Here is a 25,296-nt window from a genome sequence, read left to right as displayed (position 1 = left end):
GCCGAGCGCGGGGTCAGTGCGAGGTGGCCGGTGCTGCCGAGCCCGGTGTCGCCGAGCCTGGTGTCGCCGAGCCCGATGCTGCCGAGTCGGCGATCACCACGCCCGTCGGGGTCGGCTTGGGGCCGCGCTTGGGGATACACAGCGTGATGGCCACACCGACGAACGCGGCGACGGCACCCACCAGGAAGCACCACTTGAACGTCGTGTGGGTGGGAATGTCGTTGCCCGCCATGCTGATCGTCGAGGTGGTGAGCAGCACCGCCATCACCGCCGAGGAGACGGTGGTGCCGATCGAGCGCATCAATCCGTTGAGTCCGACGGCCGCACCGGCCTCGGTCATCGGCACCGCGCCCATGATCAAGGTCGGCATCGCCGCATAGCCGATGCCGACGCCCGACGCGGCGATGATCGACGCGATCATCAGCTGCCACGGCGAGTTCATCAGGAACATCGCGAGCAGATAGCCCACACCGAGCACCGTCGCGCCGATGGCCAAGGTGTACTTGGCACCGATCTTGTTGATCAACGTGCCCGAGACCGGGGCGAAGACCAGCATCATCAGTCCGCCGGGCGCCATCCACAGGCCGGCCTCGAGCATGGTCTGGCCGAGTCCGACTCCGGTGCGCACGTCCATCTCGAGCAGCATCGGGATGACGATCGACTGCGCCATCATGCCGAAGCCGATGGCGACGGCGGCGATGTTGGTGAGCAGGACCGCCGGACGTGCGGTGGTCCGCAGGTCGACGAGCGGTTCGGGGGTTCGCAGCTGATAGAAACCCCACGCCCCGAGCACGACGAGACCGCCGATCAGCGTGCCGAGCGTGGTGCCCGACGTCCAACCCCAGTCGTTGCCCTTGGACACGGCGATGAGTGCGGCCGACAAACCGATGGCCAGGCCGATCGCGCCGACGACGTCCAGACGCCCACCGACCGCGTCGGGTACGTGCGGCACGACCACGACGACCAGGGCGAGGACTGCCAACGACAGGATCGCCGACACCCAGAACAGGCCGTGCCAGTTCCAGCTCTGCGCGATCCACGCCGACAGCGGCAGACCGATCGCACCACCCACACCGAGCGTCGCGCTCATCGCGGCGATCGCCATCGAGGTGATCTTGGGTGGCGTGACCTCACGCATGAGGCTGATGCCGACCGGGATGAAGCCCATGGCCAGGCCCTGGATCGCGCGGCCGGCGATCATCGGGATGACCGAACTGCTCAGGGCGCACACGATGGAACCGGCGACGAGCAGCGCGGCGCTGCCCAGCAGGACCCGCTGCTTGCCGAACATGTCGCCGAGGCGGCCGGCGATGGGCATCGCGATCGCGGCGGCCAGCAATGTCGCGGTGATCACCCACGACGCGTTGGAATGGGAGGTGCCCAGCAGGGTGGGCAACTCGGGCTGGATCGGGATGACCAGCGTCTGCATCAAGGATGCGACGAGGCCACCGAAACACAGCGCGATGACGGTGGCGATCGCGGCGCCATTGGACGACCCGTTGCGCGGAACGGACTCTACTGGTGCCGGGTTCTCTGCTGCCGGCGACGAATTGGTGTCTGACATCGCACCTCCTAAGCTGTATGTAGCGTACATATGTAAGGTACATATGCAAGCCGCGCAGCTCGTGAGGCTCCTCAATCGGACATACCGGGCGGCTGCGGCAGAATGTTGGTGAGCCGGATGTCGAAAGAGGTCGCAGTGGGCGGATTCCGCGAGGGCGAGCGCAACGGCACGTCACGTCCGGCGCCGGTGACCTTCGACGGGGCCGACCACGCACCGTGGCCGTCGCCGCTCTACCGCGACATCGTCGAGGAACTCAGCCGCTTTCATCGACGCAAGAGCGAACACCCCGCCGAGTCGGTGCTCGAGAGCTCGGCGTTCGCGATCCTGCTCGTCCTCTCCGACGGCCGTGCACGGACCCTGCGGGAACTCACCGACGAACTCGACCTCGAACAGTCCACGGTCAACCGGCAGGTCAACGCCGCGATCAAACTCGGCTACCTCGAACGCTTCGACGTCGAGGGCTCGATGAGCAGGCTCATCCGCCCGACCGAGAGCGGACGGGCCGCATTCACCCATGACGGCATGCTGCGGGTGAGTCGCCTCAAACAGGTCTTCGCCGATCTCGACCCCGGTACCCCGGAAGTCCTGTTGCGCGAACTGCGCGCTTTCAACGAGGCCTATGACCGTACGCTGCGAGCAGAACAACGGGGCGCGCGTTCGCGCAACCACGGCTGAGGGAGAACGTGTGGGGACATACGTGGTGACCGGATCGGCGTCGGGAATGGGTGCGGCGGTTGCCGATTCGTTGCGTGCGACCGGGCATACGGTGATCGGGATCGATCGGGACGGCGCCGAGGTGACCGCGGACCTCTCGACGCCGCACGGGCGTGCGTCGGCGATCGCCGCGGTCCTGGACCGGGCCGAGGGCGCACTCGCCGGAGCCGTCCTCGCGGCCGGTCTCGGCCCGGCGCGCGGGGCCGAACGCACCATCGTCGATGTGAACCTTCTCGGGGTGACCGAACTGCTCACCGCCTTTCGCCCGCTGCTCGCTGCCGGCGAGAAGTCGAAAGTGGTTGTCTTCGGCTCCAATTCGACAACAGCGACGCCGCTGGTACCAGGCCGCGCGGTCGCCCGACTCAAGGCCGGCGACACCGAGGGGGCCACCCGGATCCTGCGCAGGCGGGGTAAGGCGCTGTCGGGTCCCGCGGCGTACGCGGCGTCGAAGATCGCGGTCACCCGATGGTGTCGGGTCCACGGCACCCGCCCCGAATGGGCGGGGGAGGGGATCGCGGTCAACATCATCGCCCCCGGGCCGGTGATGACCCCGCTGCTGCAGTCGCAACTGACCGGCGCGTCGTCGAAGAACGTCCGGTCCTTCCCGATTCCGCTGCGCGGGTACGGAACACCGGAGCAGATCACGCAGTGGGTGATGCTGATGCTCTCGCCCGCCGCCGATTTCATGGCCGGATCGGTGATCACCGTCGACGGTGGTACCGAGGCATTGCTGCGCGCACGGGACTGGCCCCGGGCCGTGCCATTGCGGGCTGTCCCACGGGTGCTGTGGCGAATGTATCGCGCCCCCAAGGACGGTCAGATCGCGCGGTACTGAGTCGCCAGGTACTCAAACGAGTGCGGGGATCACAATCCGGCCCGTTCGAGCGCCTCGTCGAACTCTTCGGCAGCGCGCTTCTCGCCCTTGCCGTCGGCGATCGCCTGCTGATATACCGCGAGCAGCTCCGCGCCGTGCTCGGCGTAGCGTCGGGCCCACGCCTCACCGTCGTAGCGCCAGTAACCGATGATGTCGTAGCGGTCCGCGGGCCAATGATGTTCGCGGCGAAAGTGTTTGCGCACCATTCGGGATTCGGCGGCCTCGCCGGCAAACCAGCAGTATCCGGTGCCGGCGGGAACGTCGAGAGCGGCGATGGTGGTGCCCAAGCGGCTCGCCGAGATACCGTTGCCGCTGCCGATGAGGCTGATGACCTCGACGCCGTCAACGGGTCGGCCCAGATAGGCGAGGTCGTCCTCGTCGATCACCTCGACCACCAGGATCACCGGCCGCGGATCGTTGGCGAGCTCGTCGAGAATGCGGGCGGCGGCCGGGAGTCCGGCGAGATCTGTACCCAGCAGGAGCCAGTCGGTGCCCGATGCGGGCCGGTACCAGCCGCGCGCGTGCGACATCGCCACCGCATCACCGATGTCGGCTCGTTGGGCCCAGAGTGTCGCCGGGCCCCGCGAGTGGATGACGAAGTCGACGTCGACGGTCGCGGTTCGGTGGTCGACGGCGCGGATGCTGTAGTTGCGGCCCTCCGGCGGCTCGGGGAGGTCGTGATAACCCCACACCTCGTCGCGCAATTCCATTGCGGGAGGTCGGCTTCGGCCGGGCTCGGGAAAGTAGAGGCCGACGGCGTCGTCGGGCCCGCCGGGCAGTTGTAGACGGGCGAGATGCTCGACGTGCAGGTGCACCCGACGGATGTGCGGGGTGAGGTCGTCGGTACCGGTGACTGTCGCGAACGAGAAACCCATGATGAGGTAAGGCTACCCCAACTTAGTTGTCAGTCGCTGTTCAGTCCTGGTCGTGAGGCCAGTTGCCCTGCGTCAGGAGCTCCTCGAAGTTCTTGATGAGGTGCGGGTTCAGATCGGTCTCGACGGCCTTCTCGTAGTCGCCGCCCCACTTGGCGAACCATGCGGCGTCGCGTTCCATCAGGAAGATCGGCCAGCCATGGGTGATCTCGAGATCGTCGAGGTAGAGGTTGGTCGATCCGTCCTCGCGCATGTACCAGTAGCGTTTGCCCGATTTCTCGAACGCCGCCACTTCTTGCGCCGTCACGTAGTACTCGCCGTCAGCCTGCTTCATATGACCGATCGTACGGACCATGGCGCCGACCGCCGTCTGCCCGGAGGTGACCTCTGGTTGACGCTGCAGAGTTCTACAGGTCGAGCACCAGCTTCGGCGAGAGTGATCGGGAGACGCAGGTCATGATCGTGTCGCCGCGTTCGCGTTCGGCACGTGACAGCACGGAGTCGCGATGGTCGGGGGCGCCGCCGAGAACGTCGGCCTCACATGTACCGCAGATTCCTTCCATGCACGACCCGATGACGTCGACACCGGCCTCCTCGACCGCGGCGAAGATCGTCGTGCCCTGTTCGACAGTGACAGTCACCCCCGAGACCGCGCACTCCACCTCGAAGGAGTCGAGTGCGCCCTCGGGTGCGTCGCCGGTCGCGGCCACGAACCGCTCGAGGTGCAGGCTCCCGTCCGGCCATGCTGCGCACTTCTCCTCGACGGCGTCCATCAGCGCGGCGGGTCCGCAGCAGTAGACCAGGGTGTCGGCCCGCGGCTCGCCGAGGATCGCGTCGAGATCGAACCGCTCGCTGTGTTCGTCGCCGGCCCAGACCGTCACCCGATCGTTGGACCCCAGTTCGTCGAGAAATGCCATTGAGTCCCGAGACCGACCGCAGTACAACAGGTTCCATTCGGCCCCTTCCGCCTGGGCTGCCGCGATCATGGTGCGTATCGGGGTGATGCCGATGCCGCCGGCGATGAACCGATATCGCGGTGAGCCGACGAGCGGGAAGTGGTTGCGGGGACCCCTGACCTGCAGGTGCGACCCCTCGGCCAGCTCGTCGTGAACGAACTCGGATCCGCCGCGACCGTTGCGTTCACGCAGAACCGCGACGGTCCATGACGATCGGTCCGCGGGATTTCCGCACAGGGAGTAGTGCTTCGACATCCCCGGACGCAACAGGAGCTCGACGTGCGAACCCGGGGTCCAGGCGGGTAGCGAACCGCCGGTGGGATCGGTCAGGGTGAGCTCGACGACATCCTCGGCCGCGGTCCGCCGGCGGGCCACCCGCAGATCGAGCGTCTGCATTGCTGCACCACGGTTTCCACGAGATGGCCGTGCGGGCATGGGAGTTGAACTGCCTGCCGCCGAACCGCTTGCTGCAGAGTCGTTGTCGCCGGCCTCGCGTGGATGTGTGCGGTAGGGGCCCGGCTCCGGCCGCCGACCGCCGATCGGGGTGAGGCGCACCATCATCGAGCTGTAACCCCGCACGAAGTTCGACTGCACGCGCTCCGGCTCCGCGAGAACCTCGATGTCGTCGAATCGGGTCAGCAGTTCCTCCCACAGAATGCGCAACTGCAACTCCGCCAGCCGGCTCCCCATGCACCGGTGCGTACCGATCCCGAAGGCCAGGTGGTGGCGGGCATTGCGCCGGTCGATCACGAAGCTGTCCGGGTCGTCGAAGGTGCGTTCGTCCCGGTTCGCCGAGGCGTACCACATCACCACCTTGTCGCCCTGACGGATGAACTGGCCGTTCAACACGGTGTCGCGTGTGGCGACCCGACGCATGTAAGCCAGCGGGGTCTGCCATCGAAGGATCTCGTGGACCAGCTTCGGCACGAGCCCAGGGTTGGTGCGAAGGCGGTCGAACTCTTCCGGGAACTGGTTGAGCGCGAGCACACCGCCGGTCATCGAGTTGCGTGTGGTGTCGTTACCGCCCACGACCAATAACACGAGGTTGCCGAGGAACTCCATCGGGCGGTTGATCAGGTCGTTGGTGTCTTCGGAGAGCTGCATGAGTGTGATCAGGTCGTACCCGGGCTTCTCGCCCGCCGCCAGACGAGCCGCCTTGTCGTGCCACAGTGCGCTGAAACTCCGCGCCATGTCGGCGGCGCCCCGATAGATCTCATCGGTGTTGTTGACCCCGCCGGTGGCCGATGCACTGGTGGCCACCAAGTCGGTCCACTGCACCAGCTTGCGTCGGTCCTCGTACGGGAAGTCCAGCAGCGTGGCCAGCATCCGTGAGGTCAGTTCCACACTGACCCGGTCGACCCAGTCGAACGGCTCACCCACCGGCAGCGCGTCCAGGACATCCTGGACCCGCGAACGGATCAGGCCCTCCATCTCCTCCAGATTCTGCGGAGCGACAACGCCCTGAACCGCGGCGCGTTGCTGGTCGTGGCGCGGCGGGTCCATCGCGATGAACATCTCGATATCGAGTCCTTCGGGCGGCTCGCCGAGAATGATCTGGGGTTCGGCAGAGAAGGTCTGAAAGTCCTTGTCGACGGTGACGATGTCGTCGTAGCGGGTCACCGACCAGAATGGGCCGAAAGCGCTGTCGGCCCGAAAGTGCACGGGCGCTTCGTCTCGCAGCCTCCTGAAGTAGGGCTGCCACTGTCCTTGACGCCACAGGAACGGATTGCTGACGTCGATCTCGGTGAGATCCAGGTCCGCAACGTCGGGGATCTCCGACGCCTCGAAGCGTGGCCGGCCATCGTCCACCATCAGCCTCTTGGCGCGCTGGAACAGATGCAGGCCCTGGATTTGGCGGTCCATCGGAACCACTGCCTGGGCTTTGTTGATGAGTCGATCGACAACGCGCATGACAACCATCGCTTTCGCTGGGTTTCGGTGTTGCCCGACAATAACAGAGTGATTGTCTGTACTGGAGACAAATTGACATAATTTGTCTTGAGGTCGAATCCGGGTCGGACTCGGCCATCGACAGGGGATCGATGAGACCGTCGCTCGGAATTCGTACCGGCCCGCGTGACCTCGACTCTCGCGATGGGCACGCCGGCCGGCTCGGTAACCTCGTCGAGGTGACCACCCGACAGACCTATGCGGAGGCGAGTAGGGCGCTCCTGCGCACAACTCTGCTCGACGGTCTGCGGGATCTGCTGGTCGACAAGGACTGGCCGTCGATCACGATGGCCGACGTCGCCCGGACGTCGGGCGTCGGACGGCAAACCGTGTACAACGAGTTCGGTTCCCGCCACGGTCTGGCGCAGGCGTATGCGATGCGCTTGGCCACGGAATTCGCCGGCATCGTCGCGTCGACTGTCGCCGAGCGCCCACACGATATCCACGGCGCGCTGCACGATGCGTTCGCCGCCTTCTTCGCCGTGGCCGCGGCCGACCCGCTCATCACCTCGCTGCAGCGTGGTGAGGCCAAGCCGGATCTGCTGCGGCTGATCACCACCGATGCCGCGCCGCTGATCACGACCGCGAGCGCGCGTCTCACCGACATGCTCACCACCTCGTGGCTCGGGCTCGCCGCCGACGACGCCGTGCGTATCGCGCGGGCAATCACGCGCATGGCGCTGAGCTACGTGGCGATGCCGCCCGAGAGCGACCGCGATGTCGCCGCCGACCTCGCTGCGGTCATGGCCCCCGCGGTCATCGCGGCCCGCGGCGGCGAAACGAAGTCGGGTGCCACCCCGACGACAGAGGAGTGAATGTTCATGGCGCAGAACCTGATCGACGTCGACGCACTGACCGAGGAGATGCTCTCGAACCGTCCGCCGGTGATCCTCGACGTCCGCTGGGCGCTGGGGCGGACCGATGGGCGTGACCGGTATCGGGAGGGCCACATCCCCGGAGCCGTCTACGTCGATCTCGATTCCGAACTGGCCGACCCGCCGTCGGCCGAACTCGGGCGCCATCCGCTGCCGTCGTCGGATCGCCTGCAGGACGCCGCACGACGTTGGGGTGTGGACGACACGTCGCCGGTGGTGGTGTACGACGACATCGGCAACCTGGCGGCGGCCCGCGCATGGTGGTTGCTGACCTGGGCCGGACACCTCGACGTCAGGATGCTCGACGGCGGGCTCGACGCCTGGCGGTCGGCCGGGATGCGTGTCTCCGCCGGCGACACCGCCGCGCGTCCCGGCACCGTCACCCTGACCGGCGGCGACCTCCCGCACGTGTCGCTCGACGAGGTCGCGCGACTGTCCGCGGAGATCCGGGACGGCCGCGACGACGTGGTCATCCTCGACGCCCGCGCCGGCGAACGGTATCGCGGGGAGACCGAACCGATGGATCCTCGCGCCGGACATGTGCCCGGCGCCGTCAGCGTTCCGACGGCCGGGAATCTCGCCGACGACGGGCGGTTCCTGTCACCCGAACAACTGCGCGAACGGTTCACCGCAGCCGGGGTCACCGAGAATGCGCAGATCATCGCCTACTGTGGATCGGGAATCAACGCCGCGCACGAGCTCGCGGCGCTGGCCATCGCCGGGTTCTCGGGCGCCTTGTTCCCGGGGTCGTGGTCGCAGTGGTCCGCCGATCCGGAGTTGCCTGCGGCGGTGGGCCCCACTCCGTAGTGTGATGTCGGGCACTCACATGTGCACATTGGGCCATGTGTTCCGACAGAACGATCGATGGGCCAGGTCCGCGTCGAGCATGTGCGGGGGCCGCACCCGGGCCAATCTGAGATCCACGCGACCCCGCGATCCACGAGCTCGAATTCACCCAAGGAGTGCAACGTTGCGCGATTTCCACTGCCGTAAATGCGGCCAGCAGCTGATTTTCGAGAACTCGCTGTGTCTGAACTGCGAGAGCAAGCTGGGCTTCCATCTGCCCTCCCGAACCATCCAGGTCCTCGACGACAAGGAGCAGGCGCAGGTCGACGACGCGCTGATCGGTCGCTGCGCCAACAGTGGCGTCGCAGCGTGCAACTGGCTCGTCGAGATCGGTGAGGGGTTGCCCGCGCTATGCGAGTCGTGCCGGCTGACCCGCACCCGTCCCGACGACTCCGACACCGACTCCATGGCCGCGTTCGCCGAGGCCGAACTCGCCAAGCGACGCGTCATCGTCGAACTCGACGAACTGCAGCTGCCGATCTTCGGCAAGGACGAGGACCCGGAGATCGGCCTGGCCTTCGACCTGCTCTCCAGCGCCACCCAACAGGTCATCACCGGCCACGCCAACGGTGTGGTCACCCTCGACCTCGCCGAGGGTGACGATGTGCACCGCGAACAGCTGCGGGTGTCGATGGACGAGCCCTACCGCACCCTCATCGGCCACTTCCGCCACGAGATCGGCCACTTCTATCAGATGGTGCTCGTCGGTGACGGCCCCAATCGCGGGCGCTACGAGGTACTGTTCGGTGATCCCGACGAGGACTATCAGGCCGCGCTCGATCGCCACTACGGCGACGGGCCGCCGGAGAACTGGAAGGACGACTACGTCTCGTCCTATGCGACCATGCATCCGGCCGAGGACTGGGCCGAGACCTTCGCCCACTACCTCCACATCCGCGACACCCTCGACACGGCGGCCGCGTTCGCCCTGGCCCCGGCCGGCGCCACTCTCGACGCCGACCTCCCCGGTCAGGTGGGCTTCGATCGCATCATCGAATGGTGGCTGCCGCTGACCTGGGCGCTCAACCAGATCAACCGCTCGATGGGCCATCAGGATCTCTATCCCTTCGTGCTGCCGCCGAAGGTCCTGGAGAAGATGGAGTTCATCCACGAACTGATCACCTCCGACGACTGAGTGGTCCCTTCCCCCGGTGGTCCTTCTCCGGTGGTCGAGGAGTGGGTCCCTTTCCCCGGTGGGCAAGGAGCCGGTCCTTTTCTCTTCGGTGGTCGAGGAGCCTCGCGCGAGCGCAGCGAGCACGATGCGTCTCGAGACCCCTGAACGCGAGGCTGAAACTCGAAACCAGCACCGGTGCAAGAGGTCTCGAGGCTCCGTCGCTGGCGCTCCTGCGCACCTCGACCACCGGGAATGGGTGCGTCGCACGTCGGCTGGGCGTGCGCCTCGACCACCGGCATGGGAGCGTTCGTCGCACGGGTTGGCGGGTGGGGTGGTGCGTAGGTGGGAGTGCGCACCTCGACCACCGGGACGGGTGGGTCACCCGGTAGCCCCTCGGGTCGCCGGGCCGCAGGGATTGACTCACCGCGCGGAAAACTCTTGGGTGAGCCGAGCAGGTCGGGTGCAATGGTGTGGTTGTGCACGGTATCCCCGATTCGGAAGTGGATTGATCAGGCGTGAAGTTTCATTGGTTTCTCCCCACCAACGGCGGCGACGGTCGGACGGTGGTCGGCGGCGGCCACGGGGTGGTGGCGCAGGCCTCGTCGCGGCCGGCGTCGGTGCCCTACCTCGGACAGATCGCGCGCAGTGCCGAACAGCTCGGCTTCTCCGCGGCGCTCACCCCGACCGGGGCCTGGTGCGAGGACGCATGGGTCTCGACGGCCATGCTCAGCAGCGTCTCCGATCGGCTGAAGTTCCTGGTGGCCTTCCGGCCCGGTGTCACCGCTCCGTTCCTCTCCGCGCAGATGGCCGGTACCTTCCAGAATCTGTCCGGCGGACGCCTGCTGCTGAATGTGGTGACCGGTGGTGAGGATGCCGAGCAGGCCATGTTCGGTGACTTCAGCACCAAGGAGGAGCGCTACGCCCGCGCCGACGAGTTCCTCGAGATCGTCCGTCGCCTGTGGACCGGGGAGACGCTGACCTTCGAGGGTAAGTACCTCTCGGTGGAGAACGCGACCCTGCATCAGATCCCGGACCCGCTTCCCGAGATCTACTTCGGTGGTTCGTCGGCGGCCGGAATTGCGGTGGCCGCCAACCACGCCGACGTCTACCTCACCTGGGGTGAACCGCCCGAGGCGGTGGCCGAGAAGATCGCGCGCGTTCGTCGGGCGGCCGCAGAGCAGGGGCGGGAACTGACCTATGGCATCCGGTTGCACACCATCGCCCGCGCGACCTCGGAAGAGGCGTGGGCCGAGGCGGATCGGTTGCTGGAGAACATCTCCGCCGAGGACATCGCCCGCATCCAGGCCGGTCTGAAGCGCTCGGCGTCGGAAGGTCAGCAGCGGATGCTCGCACTCAACAAGGGTTCCAAGGACGGCCTGGAGATCTATCCGAATCTGTGGGCCGGTGTCGGCCTGGTGCGCGGTGGGGCGGGTACGGCGATGGTCGGTTCCTACACCGAGATCGCCGACCTCATCGAGGCCTACCGCGACGTGGGTATCGACGAGTTCGTGTTGTCGGGGTATCCGCACCTCGAGGAGGCGTACTGGTTCGGCGAGGGCGTGCTGCCGGAGCTGACCCGTCGTGGACTGTGGGAGCATCCGGCGCCGCCGCGCGCCGCTCGCGCCGCAGTGCCCTTCGGTGCGCCGGTCAAAGCGGTGTCGGCCTCGTGACGACGGCCGTCGTCGTCGGAAATCCCAAGCCGGCCAGTCGAACCCTGGATGCCGCGACGTTTGTGGCCACCCAACTCGCCGGTGGCGCACCCGATCTCGTCGTCGACCTCGCGACCCTCGGTACGGCGATTCTCGACTGGTCCGACCCGGGGATCGGCGAGCTGGTGACGCAGGTCGGCGCCGCCGATCTCGTCGTGTTCGCCAGCCCGACCTACAAGGCCGCCTACACCGGACTGCTCAAACTGTTCCTCGATCGGTTCGCCGGTGGCACAGGGCTTTCCGGTATCGCGATTCCCCTCATGCTCGGTGGTTCGCCCGCGCACTCGCTTGCACCCGAGCTGACCTTGCGGCCGGTGTTGACCGAGATCGGCGGGACCGTCCCCGGTCGCGGGCTCTACGTCGTCGATTCCCGCCATGACGATCCGGAGGCGTACGCCGACTGGTTGGCGGCAACCGCGCCGGTCGTATCCCGATTGCTGGAGGTGCATGCGTGAGCGGCTTCCGAACCAACCAGGACCTCGACGCCGCGCGACTTCGCAAGGCGTTCGGGATCTTTCCCACCGGCGTCGTCGCGGTGGCCGCGGAGGTCGACGGCGTGGTGATCGGTCTGGCCGCGAGCTCGTTCACCAGTGTCAGCCTCGATCCGCCGCTGGTGTCGGTGTCGATCGCGAACACCTCGAAGACCTGGCCGGATCTGCGTCGCGCCGATCATCTCGGGGTCACCGTGCTCGCCGACCATCAGGACGTCCTCTGCCGCCAGCTCGCCGGTCCGGTGGCCCAGCGATTCGACGGGGTACTCCTCAACGCGTCCGACGAAGGGGCTGTCACCCTCGATGACGGTCTCGCGCAATTCGATTGCACTGTTTATCGCGAGGTCGAGGCCGGTGACCACATCATCGTCCTGCTTGAGCTGCACGGCGTCGACCACCCCGAGACCGGCAGCCCGCTCATCTTCCACCGCAGCGGATTCGGTCGGCTCGCCACCACCGCGTGACTCGAGGCGCCGCAGATCGGTCACCGCCGGTGCGGTGAGCCACATTCCGGCCGCCAACGCCACACCCCACGCGAGAAACAGTGGGTCCCAGAGCAGTGCGTGGCCGACGGCCGCCGCGCTGTCGAACGGCTCGGGCCGCGGTAACACTCCGAGGAGCAGCAGCCCCGCCGTGGTGGTGTTGATGGCGCCCCAGGCGATCAGCGCCGTGGCACCCAGCCAGTAGCCGGGCCGAAGCACGCCGGCGCCTGGTCGCCGAGCCGTCAGTGCGGGTGCCATGGCCAGAACTGCCTTGGCCATCCCGATGAGGACCAACAGCCAACGGCCGTCGGCGAATTGGCCCTCGGAGATTCTGTCCGCAGTCTGCCCGACAGTGTTCAGCAGAGCGTCGCCACCCAGACCCCAGTAGATACTGGCCCCGGCGTGAACGAGACCGAGGACGGCGGCGATACCCAGAGCGGTGGACGCGCGTGCTGTCATGCACTCATCCTCGGCCGATGCCCACCGTGGCACATCCGGTCGAACCCCGGGATCGCACCCCGGAATCGTTGTCGGGGTCAACCCCGAGTGCGTGAGTCGGGCCATGTCGGATTCGTATGGCGCGATACGCCGCCCACGGCGTGTTCGGTGACGTCAACCCCGGCGGCGGGTTACCGTCGAGCGATGACTGAGAGACCGTCGACCGAGAGACCAAGGACGCAGAGCCGGGGGATCTTCCGGAAGAAGTCGGTCGATACGGTCATCCACCAGAACGATGAGGGGCATCAGCTCGAGGGCGGGCGACTCAAGCAGGCGCTGCGGACCCGTGACCTGATCGGGTTCGGCGTCGGAATGGTCATCGGCACCGGCATCTTCACCCTCACCGGCGTGCAGGCCAAGAACAACGCCGGTCCCGCGATCATGATCTCGTTCGTCGTGGCCGGTGTGATCGCGTTGTTCGCCGCATTCTGTTACGCCGAGCTGGCTTCGGCGGTACCGACCGCGGGATCGTCCTACACCTACGCCTACACCACGCTCGGCGAGATCATCGCCTGGATCATCGGCTGGGACCTCATCCTGGAGTTCGCCCTCGGCGCGGCGGTGGTCTCGCGCGGCTGGTCCGGATATCTGCAGGATGTGTTCAATCTGCCGACGACCTTCTTCGGCGAGAGTTCGACGGTCAACCTCGGAGCGGTGGCGATCGCTCTGGTGCTCGGCGTGGTCGCCACCATCGGCATCAAGGAATCCGGTTGGCTGACCAACGCTTTGGTGTATCTCAAGGTGAGCATCTGCGTGTTCATCATCATCGCCGGGTTGTTCTTCATCAAGGCCGCCAACTACACCCCGTTCATTCCGCCTGCGCAGCCGACCGGCGGCGACGGCGGGTTGAGACAACCGTTGTGGCAGTGGGCCACCGGCGTCGAGGCGACGGCGTTCGGTGTGGCCGGGGTGCTGTTCGCCTCGGCGGTCGTGTTCTTCTCCTACAGCGGATTCGAGATCGTCGCGAATCTCGGGGAGGAGACCAAGAATCCGGCCCGCGCCATGACCCGTGGATTACTCGGCACCCTGCTCATCTGCACGGTGCTCTACGTGGGGGTGTGTTTCGTCGTGGTCGGCATGGTGCACTACACCGACCTCAGTGAGGGTGCGCCGCTCTCGGATGCGTTCAATCAGGTGGGCTTGAGCTGGGCGGGCGTGCTCGTCGGTATCGCTGCGGTCGCCGGCCTGACGTCGGTGATCCTCGTCGACATCGTCGGTATGTCGCGGATCGGGTTCGCGCTCGCCCGTGACGGTCTGGTGCCGCACTCGGCCGGCAAGATTCACCCGAAATGGCAGACGCCGTACCGCATCACGATGCTGACCACCGCGGTCGTCGTGCTCCTCGGTGCCTTCGTCCCGCTCTCCGCGCTTGCCGAGATGGTCTCCATCGGTACGCTTTTTGCATTCCTGGTCGTGTCCGTCGCCGTCCCCGTCCTGCGCCGAACCCAACCGGAGATGAAGCGTCCGTTCCGGGTTCCGTGGTCGCCGGTACTGCCGATCATCTCGGCGATCTGCTGCGCCGCGCTGATGGTGAACCTTGCGATCGAGACCTGGATACGGTTCGTGGTCTGGCTGGTGATCGGTTTGGGTATCTACTTCTTCTACGGCCGCACGCACTCCAATCTGGCTCGTGCGAACCGGGATTCGTCGGTCCGGGCCGAGGGGTCACCCGCGTCGTAGCGTGAGGATCGCCACCTCGGGTGGCGCACCGACCCGCACCGGTGGGCCCCAGGCGCCGGCGCCGCGCGTCGTGTACAGCGTCGTCTCGCCGACCCGGTCGAGGCCCTCGACCGACGGCTGCTGCAGCGGCACCAGATAGCGGATGGGCCAGATCTGACCGCCGTGAGTGTGACCCGAGAGTTGCAGATCCACACCGAGATCCGAGGCCTGCAGTGCCTGTCGGGGTTCGTGGGCGAGCAGCAGGCGAAAGCGTTGCGGGTCACTGCCGGCCAGCGCGCCCGCCAGGTCGGGCCGGTACGGTTCGGGCGCGCTGTGGTCGTGGATGCCGACCACGTCGATCGTCGCGCCGGCGCGGCTGACGGCGACTCGCTGGTTGCGCAGCGTGGTCACGCCACCCGCTCCCACTCGTCGAGCCATCGTCCGCCGTCGTCGCTGTAGAACTCGTGATTGCCGCTGACCCCGAACACCCCGAGTGGTGCGCGAAGTGCGGTCAACGGTGCGAGATCGCCGGAGAGTTCGGCGACCGTTCCGTCGGTGAGGTCACCGGCGATCGCGATCAGGTCCGGCCGCTGCGTGTTGACCAGGTCGACGACGCGCCGGGTGAAGTCGCCGTCGCGGGCCGGTCCGACGTGCAGATCGGAGATGAGCGCCACCCGCGTGCCGTCGAAGGATTCGGGGAGGTCGGCGAGTCGGATCTCGGTGTGGGTGACCCGCGGGTCGGCCGCCTCGACCACCCCGTACGCGGTGAGTGCGACGGCTGTGACGGCCACGGCCCCGGTCGCCGCGCGGACCGCCTGCAGGCGGCGCCGGCGTCTCGGCTCGGCGAGTTCACTCGATGACCGCCGGATGACCAGCCGCCAGATGAACGCGCCGATACCGACCACCGCCAACCCGAGCACCAGGTACAACACCGTCGCCAGCCAGGTCAGCCCGAGCCACGCCAGGGGACGAAAGGTCGAGGGATTCAATCCGCGCCCGGTGGCGATACCGACGACGGCCAACGCCCAGAACGCGACGAGCAGGGCGTCGGCGATCACCGACCAGGGGCGCGGCAGCGCTGTGGCCCGCACGAGGCGACGATGCAGCCAGAAGGTGATGAGCGCGAGAAATGCGGCGAAGAAGACAATCATGGCAAGTTGCCGCGAACACTACCGCAGAACGGGTGCGAAGTGCTCATCCGTTCCCGCACGCTCACCAGTTCGGATCGCGGGTGATCTTATGCCCGGCATCCGGGTACAACATCACCCGGAACCATCCGGGCGGAGTCCATGATGGAGTGATGAGCTTCGACATCGCGACCGCCCAGACCGGCACCTACACCGAGCTCGCCGAGGCCGCAGCAGGCCTTGTCGCCGGCGAGCACGACCGTATCGCCAACGCGGCCAATATCTCAGCGCTGGTGTATCACTCACTGCCTCAGCTGAACTGGGTCGGTTTCTACTTCTTCGACGGTACCGAGCTGGTCGTCGGGCCGTTCCAGGGCAAGCCCGCCTGCGTGCGTATCGGTCTCGACCGCGGAGTGTGCGGCGCAGCGGCACGCACCCGCACGACGCAGCGCGTCGCCGATGTCCACGCGGTCCCCGACCACATCGCCTGCGACGCGCAGAGCCGCTCGGAACTCGTCGTGCCCCTCGTCGGCGCCGACGACGAGTTGATCGGTGTCTTCGACCTCGACAGCCCGGTACCGGAGCGTTTCACCGCCGAGGATCAGCGCGGACTGGAGGCCATCGCGGCGGTCTTCGTCGACTCGTTGCGGTGATCGCCGCGCACCGGCGTCGCCATCACCGTCGACCACCAGGTCGACAGCGGCGACGGCTCGGGCCACACCACGTCGGTGCGGGCGGGTGCATCGTGTTCACGGTCGGTCATGCTGTCCTCCTTGTCTTTTCGCCGTGAGACGATCGATGACGACGTCGTTGAAGACTATTAGCACTCTTTTGCTTCGAGTGCTAGACGAGCGCGCGCAGCGGGGTTATATTGGGACCCGTACAGCGTGAGAGCTGCCTGTCAAAGGGTGGCAGGCAGCCTGGTCTTCAGGAGGTGAGTGCTGTGCTTCGTTTTGATCCGTTCAGTGATGTCGACGCGCTTGCTCGTGGATTGATGACCGGCTCGATGGTCGGTAGTCAGCGCGCCCCGCGGTTCATGCCGCTGGATCTGTACAAGGTCGGCGATCACTACATGCTGATCGCCGACATGCCCGGCGCCGATCCCGGATCGATCGACGTCAACGTGGACAACGGCGTGCTGACCCTCTCGGCGCAGCGCAGCGCCCCGTCCGACGACGGAGTGCAATGGCTGGCCAGTGAGCGGTTCTCGGGGAGCTATCGCCGCCAGATCACCCTGGGCGACGGCATCGACCCGGCGCGCATCTCGGCGACCTACGACAACGGTGTGCTGCATGTGAGCATCCCGCTCGCAGAGGAGGCCAAGCCGCGCAAGATCGCCGTCGAGACCAAGAGCGATCCGCACGCGATCGCGGCCGGAACATCGGGCTGAGACAAGCGGTCGGGCCGAGGCAACCCATGGCCGGCCGGGGAACCGAGGACAACGCAGGAGGTTGTGATGAACATGCCCGCGCAAGAACCGATTCCGAAGGCCGACGAGGCCGACTGGGTGGAGCAGACCGTCGAGGTCACCGACGACTCCGGCGTCGACGAGTATCCGTACACGCCCCACGATGACGGTCCCGACACGGAGGAGGAGCTGATCCCCGGCGAGCAGCGCACGCCCGGTTCGCGCTGAGCACACGGAGCCCGTGTCGCCGACGCGGTAATCGATGGCGGTGGCGTCACCGACAACGGTGTCGCCACCGCCATCGCCGTATGAACCGGCGGGCGTAGGCTCGATGTGACGTCACCGACATACGACCCCGGGGGATCTCGTGACCACTGCCTACGACTTCACCGCCACCGATATCGATGGCAATCCCGTCGATCTGAGCACTTATCGCGGCCATCCGCTGCTCATCGTGAACACCGCCTCCAAATGCGGATTCACCCCGCAGTACCAGGGTCTGGAGAAGTTGCACCGCGAGTACGCCGACCAGGGGCTGGTGGTCCTCGGATTCCCGTGTGACCAGTTCGCCCACCAGGAGCCCGGTGACGAGGACGAAATCAAGAACTTCTGCTCGTTGACCTACGACGTGACCTTCCCGATGTTCGCCAAGGTCGACGTCAACGGCGACGACGCCCATCCGCTGTATCAGTGGCTGCGCCAACAGAAGTCGGGAATCCTGGGCAGCCGGGTCAAATGGAATTTCACCAAATTCCTCGTCGACAAGTCGGGTGCGGTGGTGGCGCGGTTCGCGCCGACGGTCAAGCCGGAGAAGCTCACCGACGACATCGACAAAGTGCTCTGACCGGCGGCGCACCGAACAAGAATTCCTGGTACGACAACTGCGGGGCACCGGTGTGAACCGTTGCCCCGCAATTGTTTTCCCTGACGCGGTCGCGATGCGGCAGATCAGTCGGCCAAGGTCGCCGCGTCGATGACGAAGCGGTAGCGCACGTCGCTGTCGACGACGCGATCGTATGCCTCGTTGATCCCGTCGGCGCTGATCGTCTCGATCTCTGCGCCGATGCCGTGCTCGGCGCAGAAGTCGAGCATCTCCTGGGTCGGGGCGATCCCGCCGACCATCGAACCGGCCAGCGACCGCCGATTGTTCAGCAGCGGGAATGCCTTGAGCTGCAGGGGATGCTCGGGCAGTCCGAGTTCGACGAAGGTGCCGTTGACCGCGAGCAACGAGAGGTACTGGTTGAGGTCAAGGTTCACCGACACCGTGTTCAGGATCAGATCGAACTCGTTGCGCAGCGTGCGGAAGGTCGACTCGTCACTGGTCGCGTAATAGTGATCTGCACCGAACCGCTTGCCGTCCTCCTCTTTTCGCATCGACTGGCTGAGCACGGTCACCTCGGCGCCGAGGGCGTGGGCGATCTTGACGCCCACGTGCCCGAGCCCGCCCATGCCGATGATGGCGACCTTCTTGCCCGGCCCGGCGCCCCAATGCTTCAACGGCGAGTACAGCGTGATGCCCGCACACAGAAGGGGAGTGGCGACGTCCAGCTCCAGGCTGTCGGGAATCCGCAGCACGAAGTCCTCGGTCACCACGACCTGCTGTGAATAGCCGCCGTGGGTGAATTCGCCCTCGTAGGTGGTGGAGTTGTAGGTTCCCACAGCACCTTTCACGCAGTACTGCTCGTCGCCGTCCTTGCAGGGGCCGCACTCGCCGCAGGACTGGACGAAGCAGCCGACGCCGACGCGGTCGCCGACCTTGTGCCGGGTGACCTCGGAACCGACCGCGGAGACGGTGCCGGTGATCTCGTGGCCGGGCACCACCGGGTAGGTGGTGCCGCCCCATTCGTTGCGGGCGGTGTGGATGTCGGAGTGGCAGATGCCCGCGTAGGCGATGTCGATGAGGACGTCGCGCGGCGCGAGGTCCCGACGTTCGATGGTGGTCTTCGACAGCGGCTGGTCGGGTGCGGTGGCGATGTAGGCGTTGACGGTTGTCGTCACGGGTGTCCTTCCCGAGCGCACGCCGCAACCCGGGGGATGTCGGGGGAGTGGCGCGGCTCTGATCGATTGCCTGCACCATCCATTGTGCTCCACATATGGCCGCGCTCGCATACTCGCAGCGCACGCCACCGGAAAAGCCGTAATCGCCCGTGATGCGGTGATTGCCCAGACGGTGGGAGGCACTATGGCGGCACTAAGGCCGTCGGGATCGACGACGACCGCCCACCGAGCCCCGGCCCGGGTCCGATCCCCGGTGAAAATTCATGCGCGCCAGCGCATCTGGTACTTATCGCCCGATAGACGATCTTCTTCGCAAATCGCCCGACGGGGTGGCTGCCGCTCGGTTCGCGTCGTACCCTCCTCGTGTTAATGGTTGTCGTTGCCAGTAGGGCGTGAAGCCCGGGACGGATCGAGAGTGCGCATCAGCAGAATGGCGGTGGCGGCGGTGGCTGCCGCGGCGGTGATGATCGGTATCGCAGGATGTTCGAGTTCGTCGAGCGGGACCGAGGACTCGACGATCCACGCCGTGGCGGCGGAGAACGAGTACGCCGACGTGCTCTCGCAGGTCGGCGGGCACTACGTGTCGGTCTCGGCGATCATGAGCGACCCCAACACCGACCCGCACACCTACGAGGCGAGCCCGGCAGTGGCCAAGGAACTCCGCGACGCGACACTGGTGGTGCAGAACGGGCTGGGCTACGACGACTTCATGTCCAAGCTCGAGCAGGCGTCCCCGGTCAACGGGCGTAAAGTCGTTGTCGCGCAACAGGTGCTCGGACTCCCGGACTCCACCCCCAATCCGCACCTGTGGTACGACCCCAAGACGATGCCCGCGGTGGCCAAGGCCATCGCCGACGATCTCGGCACGCTGCAACCCGCCCACAAGGACGAGTTCGAGAAGAACGCGGCGGCGTTCACCGCCTCGCTGCAGCCCTGGCTGACCGCCCTGGCGAGCTTCGCCAAGACCCACCCCGCGACACCGGTTGCCGTCACCGAACCGGTCGCCGACTACATGCTGCAGGCGGCAGGCACCGACATCAAGACCCCCTGGACGCTGCAGGCGGCGATCATGAACGACACCGACCCGTCGCCTCAGGACTCGACGCTGCAGGATTCGCTGCTGAGCGGCAAGCAGGTCAAGGTCTTCCTCTACAACCAGCAGGTCACCGACGACACCACCAGCAAGTATCTGGCACTGTCCAAGTCACACGGCATTCCGGTGGTCGGCGTATACGAGACGATGCCCACCGGCTACACCTACCAGCGGTGGATGACCGCCGAACTCGACGCCATGTCCAAGGCCGTCACCGACGGCACCTCGACCGAGAAACTCTGAGCCGGTGGGAGGGCCCGCGGACTCGATTGTGCTCGCCGCGCGCAACATCCGGGTGAGTCTGGGCGGCCAGCCGGTGCTCGACGACGTCTCCGTCGAGGTGGCGCCGGGAGAGTTCGTGGGACTGATCGGCGCCAACGGTGCCGGGAAGACGACGCTGTTGCGCGTGTTGCTCGGAGTTCTGCGGGCGCATTCCGGGCAGGTACATCGGCCCCCGCGTGGCGCGATCGGGTACCTCCCGCAGAAGGTCGGCGTCGACGCCGACACCCCGCTGCGGGCCCGCGACATCGTGGCCCTCGGCATCGACGGCGGGCGACTCGGTATACCGCTGCGGCGCAGCAGGTTACGGCCCGTCGTCGACGAGGCGCTCGACGCGGTGGGCGCGTCGCGCTTCGCCGACAAGCGCATCGGCGAGCTCTCCGGGGGACAACAGCAACGCGTCCTGCTCGCGCACGCGCTGATCCGGAAACCGCAACTGCTGCTCCTCGACGAACCGTTGGCCGGCCTCGACCCCGGCAGCGCCTCGGACATCGTGGATCTCCTCGACACCTTGCGCCGCACCACGGGGGTGAGCATCGTGATGACCGCCCACGACATCAATCTGCTCCTGCCGGTGATGGATCGCGTGGTGTACCTCGCCGGCGGCACGGCCGTCGACGGCCGCCCCGACGAGGTGATCACCACCGAAGTGCTCAGCGGGCTCTACGGACGACCCATCCGCGTCATCCGCACCGACGGGCGAATCCTGGTGCTCGCCGACGACCGGATGTCGTCGCCCGGGCTCGTCACGCACGACGAGCTCGGGGTGTAGGGGCCTCATGAGCAGCAACGAGTGGTTCACCGGGTTCTTCACCACCGAATCGGTCCAGACCGCATTGCTGGTGGGTGGTTTCGTCGCCGCGGTCGCCGCCGTCGTGGGCGTCTTCACCGTCGTGCGTGGGCAGTCCTTCGCCGGTCACGCACTCGCCGATCTCGGCGCCGTCGGCGGTTCGGCGTCGTTCCTCCTCGGTATCAGTCAGCTCTGGGGATTCGTCGGGGCCGGCGTTCTCGCGGCACTTCTCATGGAGGCCATCGGGATTCGCCGTATCCAGGGTCGCGACGTGGCCACCGGGGTGATCCTCGGGTTCGGTCTGGGCCTGACCTCGCTGCTGTTGTATCTGGCGACCACCAACGGTTCCGGCGCGGCACACGACGCCACGGTGTCGGTGCTGTTCGGATCGCTGTTCGTCATCGATCGGGCACTGGTGCCGGTCGTCGTCGCCCTCGGCCTCGTCGCACTCGCCCTGGTGGCAGCCATGTACCGGTGGCTGCAACTCGACCTCGTCGACCATGACCTCGCCACCGCCGCCGGCGTGCGAGTTCGACTGTCCGGCTGCGCCTTCCTGATCGCCTTGGCCCTGGCGGTGGAGTTGTCGTCGCTGACGATCGGCGTCATCCTGTCCACCGCGCTGCTCATCGGGCCACCGGCGACCGCGCTGCTGGTGACCCGGCGGTTGTCCACCGCGATCCTGCTCTCGGTCGTTCTCGGCGTGGCCGCCACCTGGCTGGGCTGTCTGCTCTCCTATGAGAGCCACTATTGGGCTGGTACGCACGGCAATTGGCCGGTCAGCTTCTGCATCGTGACGCTGGTGTTCCTCGCCTACCTCCTCGCGCGCGTGGTATCGGCAGGCCGCCGACGCCACGTCCCCGTCGCAGTACCGGTGCCGAGCTGATGTTCGAGCCGTTTCTGATCAATGCCTGGATCGCCGGCACCCTGGTCGGGATCATCGCGGGTGTGGTGGGGTTCTTCGTCGTGCTGCGCGGGGATTCGTTTCTGGCGCATGCGGTTCCGCACGGTGCCTTCGCCGGCGCCGCGGCCGCGGTCCTGGTGGGCGCCAACCCACTCCTCGGTCTGGGTGTCGCGGCCACCGCCGGTGCGGTGACGATCTCCGCGCTGGGGGCGCGCGCCCGACGTGACGTGGCGACGGCGCTGGGCCTCGTGCTCATGTTGGGGCTCGGTGAGTTCTTCCTCAGCCGTGGCGACCAATACTCGTCGCAGGTGTATGCCCTGCTGTTCGGGCAGATCCTCGGAGTGTCGACGATCGCCATCGTCCCGATGGTGGTTCTCGGTGCGCTGTGTGTGCTGACGGTGGCCGTCGTGTACCGGCCGCTGCTGCTCGGCTCGGTGCTACCCGACATGGCGGCCGGTCACGGCGTCGACACCCGGTACACCTCGATGGCCTTCGCGCTGGTCCTGGCATGTGCCACCACGATGAGCGTGCCGATCGTCGGGGCCCTACTGATGTTCGCCCTGCTCGTGGGTCCGGCGGCGACGGCCCGATGCTTCACCCGCAGCCCGGGTCGGTCGATCGCGGCCTCGGTGCTGCTGTCGGTCGGCGCGGTGTGGGCCGCCATCGTCCTGTCCGTGCAGACCGATTGGCCGATCGGCTTCTTCGTCACCGCGACCTGTGCCGCGATGTACATCGTCGGACGTCTTGTCGGCGTCCTTTCGTCACGACGCGTCGGACGGGCCGAGCGAGAACGGCATCGACCTCTGCGGACATCGCGCAGGTACTCCACAGCCACCCCCTGACAGTCCTCACGCTGTGAATTAGGTCGTCTATACGTCCGCGGATCGGTGGTTCGCTATCCTCTAGCCCATCCATCAGGCCGACGGGGAGACGGTTGAGTTCCACACTCCAGAGGATCACGCGCACGACGGTGGGTTTGTCGACGCTGAACTTCGCGGTGGTGGCGGCGGTGACGCTGCTCGATCCGACGCGCGGGCCGGTCGGCGGCCTCGGGCGTGCGTGGGTGATCGCGTGCATCGTCGTCGATGTCGTCGTGGCGATGGTCTGGTTCGTCAGCGACGTCATGACGCGTGGCGTGGGCGCACGAGCCTTCGGGATCTGGGCAGACGTCGGGACCGCGTCGGTGCTGATCACCTTCGCCGACCCGGGTGAGGCGCTGGTGGGGTGCGTCCTCTTTGCCGTGACCGGAGCGTTCTTCACGTTCTATCTGCCGCGTTCGTGGATGCGTGTCCACGTCGTCTTCGTCCTCGGATTCATCTTGTCGATGGCGGCCTTGTCGGTGCGCGAGGGTCTGAACTGGCCGACCGTCATCGCCCGCACCGACGTGGTGATCGCCGGTGTACTCGGCCTACCGATGACCATCCAGATCGTGTGGGCCTCCCAGCGGCGTCGTGCCCGACTGTCGGAGGTCGACGCGCTCACACGCATTGCCAACCGCCGTGGCCTCGACCGCTACGTCGAATCCGTGTCCCGGACGCAGCCCCGTGGCGTCCTCGGCGCGATGGTCATCGACGTCGACTACTTCAAGTCGGTCAACGACGAGCACGGCCACGATACCGGTGACCGAGTGCTGGTAGCCGTGGCACAGGCGCTCGTCGAAGCCGTCGGAGATGCCGGGACCGTCGCGCGTAACGGCGGTGAGGAGTTCGCGGTGTTCCTCGCACTCGGCGCCGCATACGAACTGGATGCGACGACAGCACTCATGCCGGTGCGCGTCACGGTTCCTGGGATCGCGCCGGTCGGCCTCAGCATCGGGGTGGCGTCCGTGTCTATCCGGGCACCGCGTGAGATGGACGCCTCGACCGCCTGGCATCTGCTGGCCGCCGCGGACGAGGCGATGTATCGGGCGAAGGCGCGTGGCGGGGCGCGCATCGAGAGTGTGGATCTGGCGGGCACCCCGCCCCCGTGACGCCGGCTTTCGCCGCCGGTGTCACCCGTCGCCGAGGACCCGCACGACGGTGCGGCCGGTGAGCTTACCGGCCTTGATCTGCTCGAGCGCCGCGGGCAGCTCCTCGAGTCCGATCTCGCTGATGACGCGGTCGAGATGCGATGGGCGCAAATCGCTTTCGATGCGCGACCAGATCGACCGGCGCAGCTCCGCGCCGATGAGCACCGAGTCGATTCCGAGCAGTGCGACCCCGCGGAGGATGAACGGCATCACCGTGGTCGGCAGATCCGCACCGCCGGTGAGTCCGCTCGCGGCGACCGCACCACTGTGGTTCATGGTGCTCAGGACATACGCCAGGGTCTTGCCGCCGACGCAGTCGACCGCACCCGCCCACACCGACTTGCCGAGCGGCCGGATCTTCGTCTCCTCGTCCACGAGCCGTCCGATGACCTCGGTGGCCCCGAGTTCACGCAACAGGGATTCGGCGTCGGGTTTACCGCTCGACGCGGTGACCGTGAAGCCGGCCCCGGCGAGAAGATCGACGCTCACCGCGCCGACACCGCCGGAAGCGCCGGTGACCAGCACCGGTCCGTCGTCGGGGCGCACGCCGTGATCGAGTAGCGCGGCGACGCTCATCGCCGCGGTGAAGCCCGCGGTCCCGATGGCGGCGGCCTCGCGGGTGCTCAGTGATCGCAGCGCGACCACCTGTGCAGCGGGTACGCGCGCATGGTCGGCGTAGCCGCCGTTGGCCTCGGTGCCGATCGGTCCGCCGTGTGCGATGACCCGATCACCGGGGGCGAAATCGGGGTGATCGGAGGCCACGACCTCCCCGGCGACGTCGATGCCCGGGACGATCGGATACGTGCGGACCACCCCGCCGCGCGGGGTGACCGCCAGTGCGTCCTTGTAGTTGACGCCGGAGTAGTGCACGGCGATCGTCACCTCGCCGTCGGGAAGATCGTTCGCGGACAACGTGGTTCGGTCGAGGGAGATCTGTCCGTCGGCTTCGGTGGCCAGCAGGGCGGTGAAGTTGTCGGGCGTGCTCGGCATCGTGGTCCTCCGTTGGGCGTTGATGGTCGCTTCTCCAGTGATGGTAGGCACCGGTGCGCGGGAGGACAGGGCCGGTGGTCGCGCATCGGCCCCGTCAA

Annotated in this window: 25 protein-coding genes and 2 pseudogenes; 18 read left to right on the top strand and 9 right to left on the bottom strand. The window is 67.0% G+C overall.

Annotated features, from left to right (window positions below; translation table 11 throughout):
- Positions 1-13: 13 nt before the first annotated feature.
- Positions 14-1,564 (bottom strand): MFS transporter, encoded by a 1,551-nt coding sequence (locus AC5ZH6_RS23880; RefSeq protein ID WP_020169844.1) that lies wholly within the window; start codon positions 1,562-1,564, stop codon positions 14-16.
- Positions 1,565-1,681: 117 nt separating this feature from the next.
- Here AC5ZH6_RS23880 and AC5ZH6_RS23875 point away from each other — a divergent pair, with 117 nt between their 5' ends.
- Together AC5ZH6_RS23875 and AC5ZH6_RS23870 are read left to right on the top strand one after the other, a co-directional pair.
- The gene (locus tag AC5ZH6_RS23875; protein ID WP_020169845.1) at positions 1,682-2,239 is read left to right on the top strand and encodes a MarR family winged helix-turn-helix transcriptional regulator; all 558 of its coding nucleotides are present in this window, start codon (positions 1,682-1,684) and stop codon (positions 2,237-2,239) included.
- A 10-nt stretch (positions 2,240-2,249) separates the two neighbouring features.
- A complete protein-coding gene (locus AC5ZH6_RS23870; RefSeq protein WP_094601178.1) occupies positions 2,250-3,113 on the top strand; it encodes an SDR family oxidoreductase in 864 nt (287 codons plus the stop codon).
- Positions 3,114-3,142: 29 nt separating this feature from the next.
- Here AC5ZH6_RS23870 and AC5ZH6_RS23865 read toward each other — a convergent pair whose 3' ends face one another.
- The 3 genes from AC5ZH6_RS23865 to AC5ZH6_RS23855 all read right to left on the bottom strand — a co-directional run bounded on the left by AC5ZH6_RS23865 (position 3,143) and on the right by AC5ZH6_RS23855 (position 6,891).
- A complete protein-coding gene (locus AC5ZH6_RS23865) occupies positions 3,143-4,027 on the bottom strand; it encodes a siderophore-interacting protein (RefSeq protein ID WP_288336118.1) in 885 nt (294 codons plus the stop codon).
- A gap of 40 nt (positions 4,028-4,067) precedes the next feature.
- Positions 4,068-4,358 carry a hypothetical protein gene (locus AC5ZH6_RS23860; RefSeq protein WP_288336116.1) on the bottom strand — a complete coding sequence of 97 codons (291 nt, stop codon included), beginning with the start codon at positions 4,356-4,358 and terminating at the stop codon, positions 4,068-4,070.
- Positions 4,359-4,431: 73 nt separating this feature from the next.
- The gene (locus AC5ZH6_RS23855; protein WP_288336115.1) at positions 4,432-6,891 is read right to left on the bottom strand and encodes a cytochrome P450/oxidoreductase; all 2,460 of its coding nucleotides are present in this window, start codon (positions 6,889-6,891) and stop codon (positions 4,432-4,434) included.
- 218 nt (positions 6,892-7,109) lie between these two features.
- On the opposite strand from AC5ZH6_RS23855, the gene AC5ZH6_RS23850 reads away from it, so the two are divergent.
- The 6 genes from AC5ZH6_RS23850 to AC5ZH6_RS23825 all read left to right on the top strand — a co-directional run bounded on the left by AC5ZH6_RS23850 (position 7,110) and on the right by AC5ZH6_RS23825 (position 12,429).
- Positions 7,110-7,745, top strand: coding sequence for a TetR/AcrR family transcriptional regulator (locus AC5ZH6_RS23850; protein ID WP_288336113.1), 636 nt, complete (start codon positions 7,110-7,112; stop codon positions 7,743-7,745).
- Positions 7,746-8,612, top strand: coding sequence for a sulfurtransferase (locus AC5ZH6_RS23845; RefSeq protein ID WP_288336112.1), 867 nt, complete (start codon positions 7,746-7,748; stop codon positions 8,610-8,612). It begins immediately after the preceding gene.
- 163 nt (positions 8,613-8,775) lie between these two features.
- Entirely contained in the window at positions 8,776-9,786 is a 1,011-nt protein-coding gene (locus AC5ZH6_RS23840) for a zinc-binding metallopeptidase family protein (RefSeq protein ID WP_288336111.1), read from the top strand.
- Positions 9,787-10,280: 494 nt separating this feature from the next.
- The gene (locus tag AC5ZH6_RS23835) at positions 10,281-11,435 is read left to right on the top strand and encodes an LLM class flavin-dependent oxidoreductase (RefSeq protein WP_020169851.1); all 1,155 of its coding nucleotides are present in this window, start codon (positions 10,281-10,283) and stop codon (positions 11,433-11,435) included.
- Complete coding sequence (locus AC5ZH6_RS23830) at positions 11,432-11,929, top strand: NAD(P)H-dependent oxidoreductase (protein WP_094601174.1); 498 nt, start codon at positions 11,432-11,434, stop codon at positions 11,927-11,929. Before AC5ZH6_RS23835 ends, AC5ZH6_RS23830 begins: the two co-directional genes overlap by 4 nt.
- Positions 11,926-12,429: a flavin reductase family protein gene (locus tag AC5ZH6_RS23825; protein WP_020169853.1), complete on the top strand. Its 504-nt coding sequence runs from the start codon at positions 11,926-11,928 to the stop codon at positions 12,427-12,429. The genes AC5ZH6_RS23830 and AC5ZH6_RS23825 overlap by 4 nt, the downstream gene beginning before the upstream one ends.
- A gap of 66 nt (positions 12,430-12,495) precedes the next feature.
- Here the strand turns inward: AC5ZH6_RS23825 and AC5ZH6_RS23820 are convergent.
- Positions 12,496-12,906 (bottom strand): annotated as a pseudogene (locus AC5ZH6_RS23820) (DUF3995 domain-containing protein); the annotation flags it as partial.
- Positions 12,907-13,089: 183 nt separating this feature from the next.
- On the opposite strand from AC5ZH6_RS23820, the gene AC5ZH6_RS23815 reads away from it, so the two are divergent.
- The gene (locus AC5ZH6_RS23815) at positions 13,090-14,625 is read left to right on the top strand and encodes an APC family permease (protein ID WP_094601173.1); all 1,536 of its coding nucleotides are present in this window, start codon (positions 13,090-13,092) and stop codon (positions 14,623-14,625) included.
- On the opposite strand, the pseudogene AC5ZH6_RS23810 reads toward AC5ZH6_RS23815, so the two are convergent.
- Positions 14,611-15,755 (bottom strand): annotated as a pseudogene (locus tag AC5ZH6_RS23810) (metallophosphoesterase). The gene AC5ZH6_RS23815 and the pseudogene AC5ZH6_RS23810 overlap by 15 nt on opposite strands.
- 149 nt (positions 15,756-15,904) lie before the next feature.
- Here AC5ZH6_RS23810 and AC5ZH6_RS23805 point away from each other — a divergent pair.
- On the top strand, positions 15,905-16,384 hold the full coding sequence (locus tag AC5ZH6_RS23805; RefSeq protein WP_205741434.1) for a GAF domain-containing protein: 480 nt from the start codon (positions 15,905-15,907) through the stop codon (positions 16,382-16,384).
- On the opposite strand, the gene AC5ZH6_RS23800 is transcribed toward AC5ZH6_RS23805, so the two are convergent.
- On the bottom strand, positions 16,333-16,494 hold the full coding sequence (locus AC5ZH6_RS23800; protein ID WP_165776308.1) for a hypothetical protein: 162 nt from the start codon (positions 16,492-16,494) through the stop codon (positions 16,333-16,335). The two genes, AC5ZH6_RS23805 and AC5ZH6_RS23800, sit on opposite strands and share 52 nt — an antisense overlap.
- A 180-nt stretch (positions 16,495-16,674) precedes the next feature.
- Between AC5ZH6_RS23800 and AC5ZH6_RS23795 the strand changes: the two genes are divergently transcribed.
- From AC5ZH6_RS23795 to AC5ZH6_RS23785, 3 genes are all read left to right on the top strand, one after another.
- Positions 16,675-17,121, top strand: coding sequence for an Hsp20/alpha crystallin family protein (locus AC5ZH6_RS23795; RefSeq protein ID WP_006367968.1), 447 nt, complete (start codon positions 16,675-16,677; stop codon positions 17,119-17,121).
- A gap of 66 nt (positions 17,122-17,187) precedes the next feature.
- Complete coding sequence (locus AC5ZH6_RS23790) at positions 17,188-17,367, top strand: hypothetical protein (protein ID WP_079931026.1); 180 nt, start codon at positions 17,188-17,190, stop codon at positions 17,365-17,367.
- Between the two features lie 139 nt (positions 17,368-17,506).
- The gene (locus AC5ZH6_RS23785; RefSeq protein ID WP_006367966.1) at positions 17,507-17,983 is read left to right on the top strand and encodes a glutathione peroxidase; all 477 of its coding nucleotides are present in this window, start codon (positions 17,507-17,509) and stop codon (positions 17,981-17,983) included.
- 104 nt (positions 17,984-18,087) lie between these two features.
- Here AC5ZH6_RS23785 and AC5ZH6_RS23780 read toward each other — a convergent pair whose 3' ends face one another.
- The gene (locus tag AC5ZH6_RS23780; RefSeq protein WP_020169857.1) at positions 18,088-19,137 is read right to left on the bottom strand and encodes an NAD(P)-dependent alcohol dehydrogenase; all 1,050 of its coding nucleotides are present in this window, start codon (positions 19,135-19,137) and stop codon (positions 18,088-18,090) included.
- 415 nt (positions 19,138-19,552) lie between these two features.
- Here AC5ZH6_RS23780 and AC5ZH6_RS23775 point away from each other — a divergent pair, with 415 nt between their 5' ends.
- The 5 genes from AC5ZH6_RS23775 to AC5ZH6_RS23755 all read left to right on the top strand — a co-directional run bounded on the left by AC5ZH6_RS23775 (position 19,553) and on the right by AC5ZH6_RS23755 (position 24,169).
- Positions 19,553-20,473 carry a metal ABC transporter solute-binding protein, Zn/Mn family gene (locus AC5ZH6_RS23775; RefSeq protein ID WP_240524012.1) on the top strand — a complete coding sequence of 307 codons (921 nt, stop codon included), beginning with the start codon at positions 19,553-19,555 and terminating at the stop codon, positions 20,471-20,473.
- A 4-nt stretch (positions 20,474-20,477) separates the two neighbouring features.
- The gene (locus AC5ZH6_RS23770) at positions 20,478-21,281 is read left to right on the top strand and encodes a metal ABC transporter ATP-binding protein (RefSeq protein ID WP_094601170.1); all 804 of its coding nucleotides are present in this window, start codon (positions 20,478-20,480) and stop codon (positions 21,279-21,281) included.
- A gap of 7 nt (positions 21,282-21,288) precedes the next feature.
- The gene (locus tag AC5ZH6_RS23765) at positions 21,289-22,182 is read left to right on the top strand and encodes a metal ABC transporter permease (protein ID WP_094601169.1); all 894 of its coding nucleotides are present in this window, start codon (positions 21,289-21,291) and stop codon (positions 22,180-22,182) included.
- Positions 22,182-23,042: a metal ABC transporter permease gene (locus tag AC5ZH6_RS23760; protein WP_014361681.1), complete on the top strand. Its 861-nt coding sequence runs from the start codon at positions 22,182-22,184 to the stop codon at positions 23,040-23,042. Before AC5ZH6_RS23765 ends, AC5ZH6_RS23760 begins: the two co-directional genes overlap by 1 nt.
- A 92-nt stretch (positions 23,043-23,134) precedes the next feature.
- A complete protein-coding gene (locus tag AC5ZH6_RS23755; protein ID WP_288336091.1) occupies positions 23,135-24,169 on the top strand; it encodes a GGDEF domain-containing protein in 1,035 nt (344 codons plus the stop codon).
- Positions 24,170-24,190: 21 nt separating this feature from the next.
- Here AC5ZH6_RS23755 and AC5ZH6_RS23750 read toward each other — a convergent pair whose 3' ends face one another.
- Positions 24,191-25,198 (bottom strand): acrylyl-CoA reductase family protein, encoded by a 1,008-nt coding sequence (locus AC5ZH6_RS23750; protein ID WP_014361679.1) that lies wholly within the window; start codon positions 25,196-25,198, stop codon positions 24,191-24,193.
- Positions 25,199-25,296 lie beyond the last annotated feature (98 nt).

This window comes from Gordonia sp. YC-XJ4 (assembly GCF_059511865.1).
This window is presented reverse-complemented; position numbering and strand designations above follow the sequence as displayed.

Excerpts from the sequence above, each read along its gene's own strand:
- AC5ZH6_RS23765 (WP_094601169.1), top strand. The coding sequence starts at position 21,289 with ATGAGCAGCAACGAGTGGTTCACCGGGTTCTTCACCACCGAATCGGTC.
- AC5ZH6_RS23815 (WP_094601173.1), top strand. The coding sequence starts at position 13,090 with ATGACTGAGAGACCGTCGACCGAGAGACCAAGGACGCAGAGCCGGGGG.
- AC5ZH6_RS23865 (WP_288336118.1), bottom strand. The coding sequence starts at position 4,027 with ATGGGTTTCTCGTTCGCGACAGTCACCGGTACCGACGACCTCACCCCG.
- AC5ZH6_RS23800 (WP_165776308.1), bottom strand. The coding sequence starts at position 16,494 with ATGACCGACCGTGAACACGATGCACCCGCCCGCACCGACGTGGTGTGG.
- AC5ZH6_RS23880 (WP_020169844.1), bottom strand. The coding sequence starts at position 1,564 with ATGTCAGACACCAATTCGTCGCCGGCAGCAGAGAACCCGGCACCAGTA.
- AC5ZH6_RS23790 (WP_079931026.1), top strand. The coding sequence starts at position 17,188 with ATGAACATGCCCGCGCAAGAACCGATTCCGAAGGCCGACGAGGCCGAC.
- AC5ZH6_RS23855 (WP_288336115.1), bottom strand. The coding sequence starts at position 6,891 with ATGCGCGTTGTCGATCGACTCATCAACAAAGCCCAGGCAGTGGTTCCG.
- AC5ZH6_RS23760 (WP_014361681.1), top strand. The coding sequence starts at position 22,182 with ATGTTCGAGCCGTTTCTGATCAATGCCTGGATCGCCGGCACCCTGGTC.
- AC5ZH6_RS23750 (WP_014361679.1), bottom strand. The coding sequence starts at position 25,198 with ATGCCGAGCACGCCCGACAACTTCACCGCCCTGCTGGCCACCGAAGCC.
- AC5ZH6_RS23805 (WP_205741434.1), top strand. The coding sequence starts at position 15,905 with ATGAGCTTCGACATCGCGACCGCCCAGACCGGCACCTACACCGAGCTC.
- AC5ZH6_RS23845 (WP_288336112.1), top strand. The coding sequence starts at position 7,746 with ATGTTCATGGCGCAGAACCTGATCGACGTCGACGCACTGACCGAGGAG.
- AC5ZH6_RS23860 (WP_288336116.1), bottom strand. The coding sequence starts at position 4,358 with ATGAAGCAGGCTGACGGCGAGTACTACGTGACGGCGCAAGAAGTGGCG.
- AC5ZH6_RS23875 (WP_020169845.1), top strand. The coding sequence starts at position 1,682 with ATGTCGAAAGAGGTCGCAGTGGGCGGATTCCGCGAGGGCGAGCGCAAC.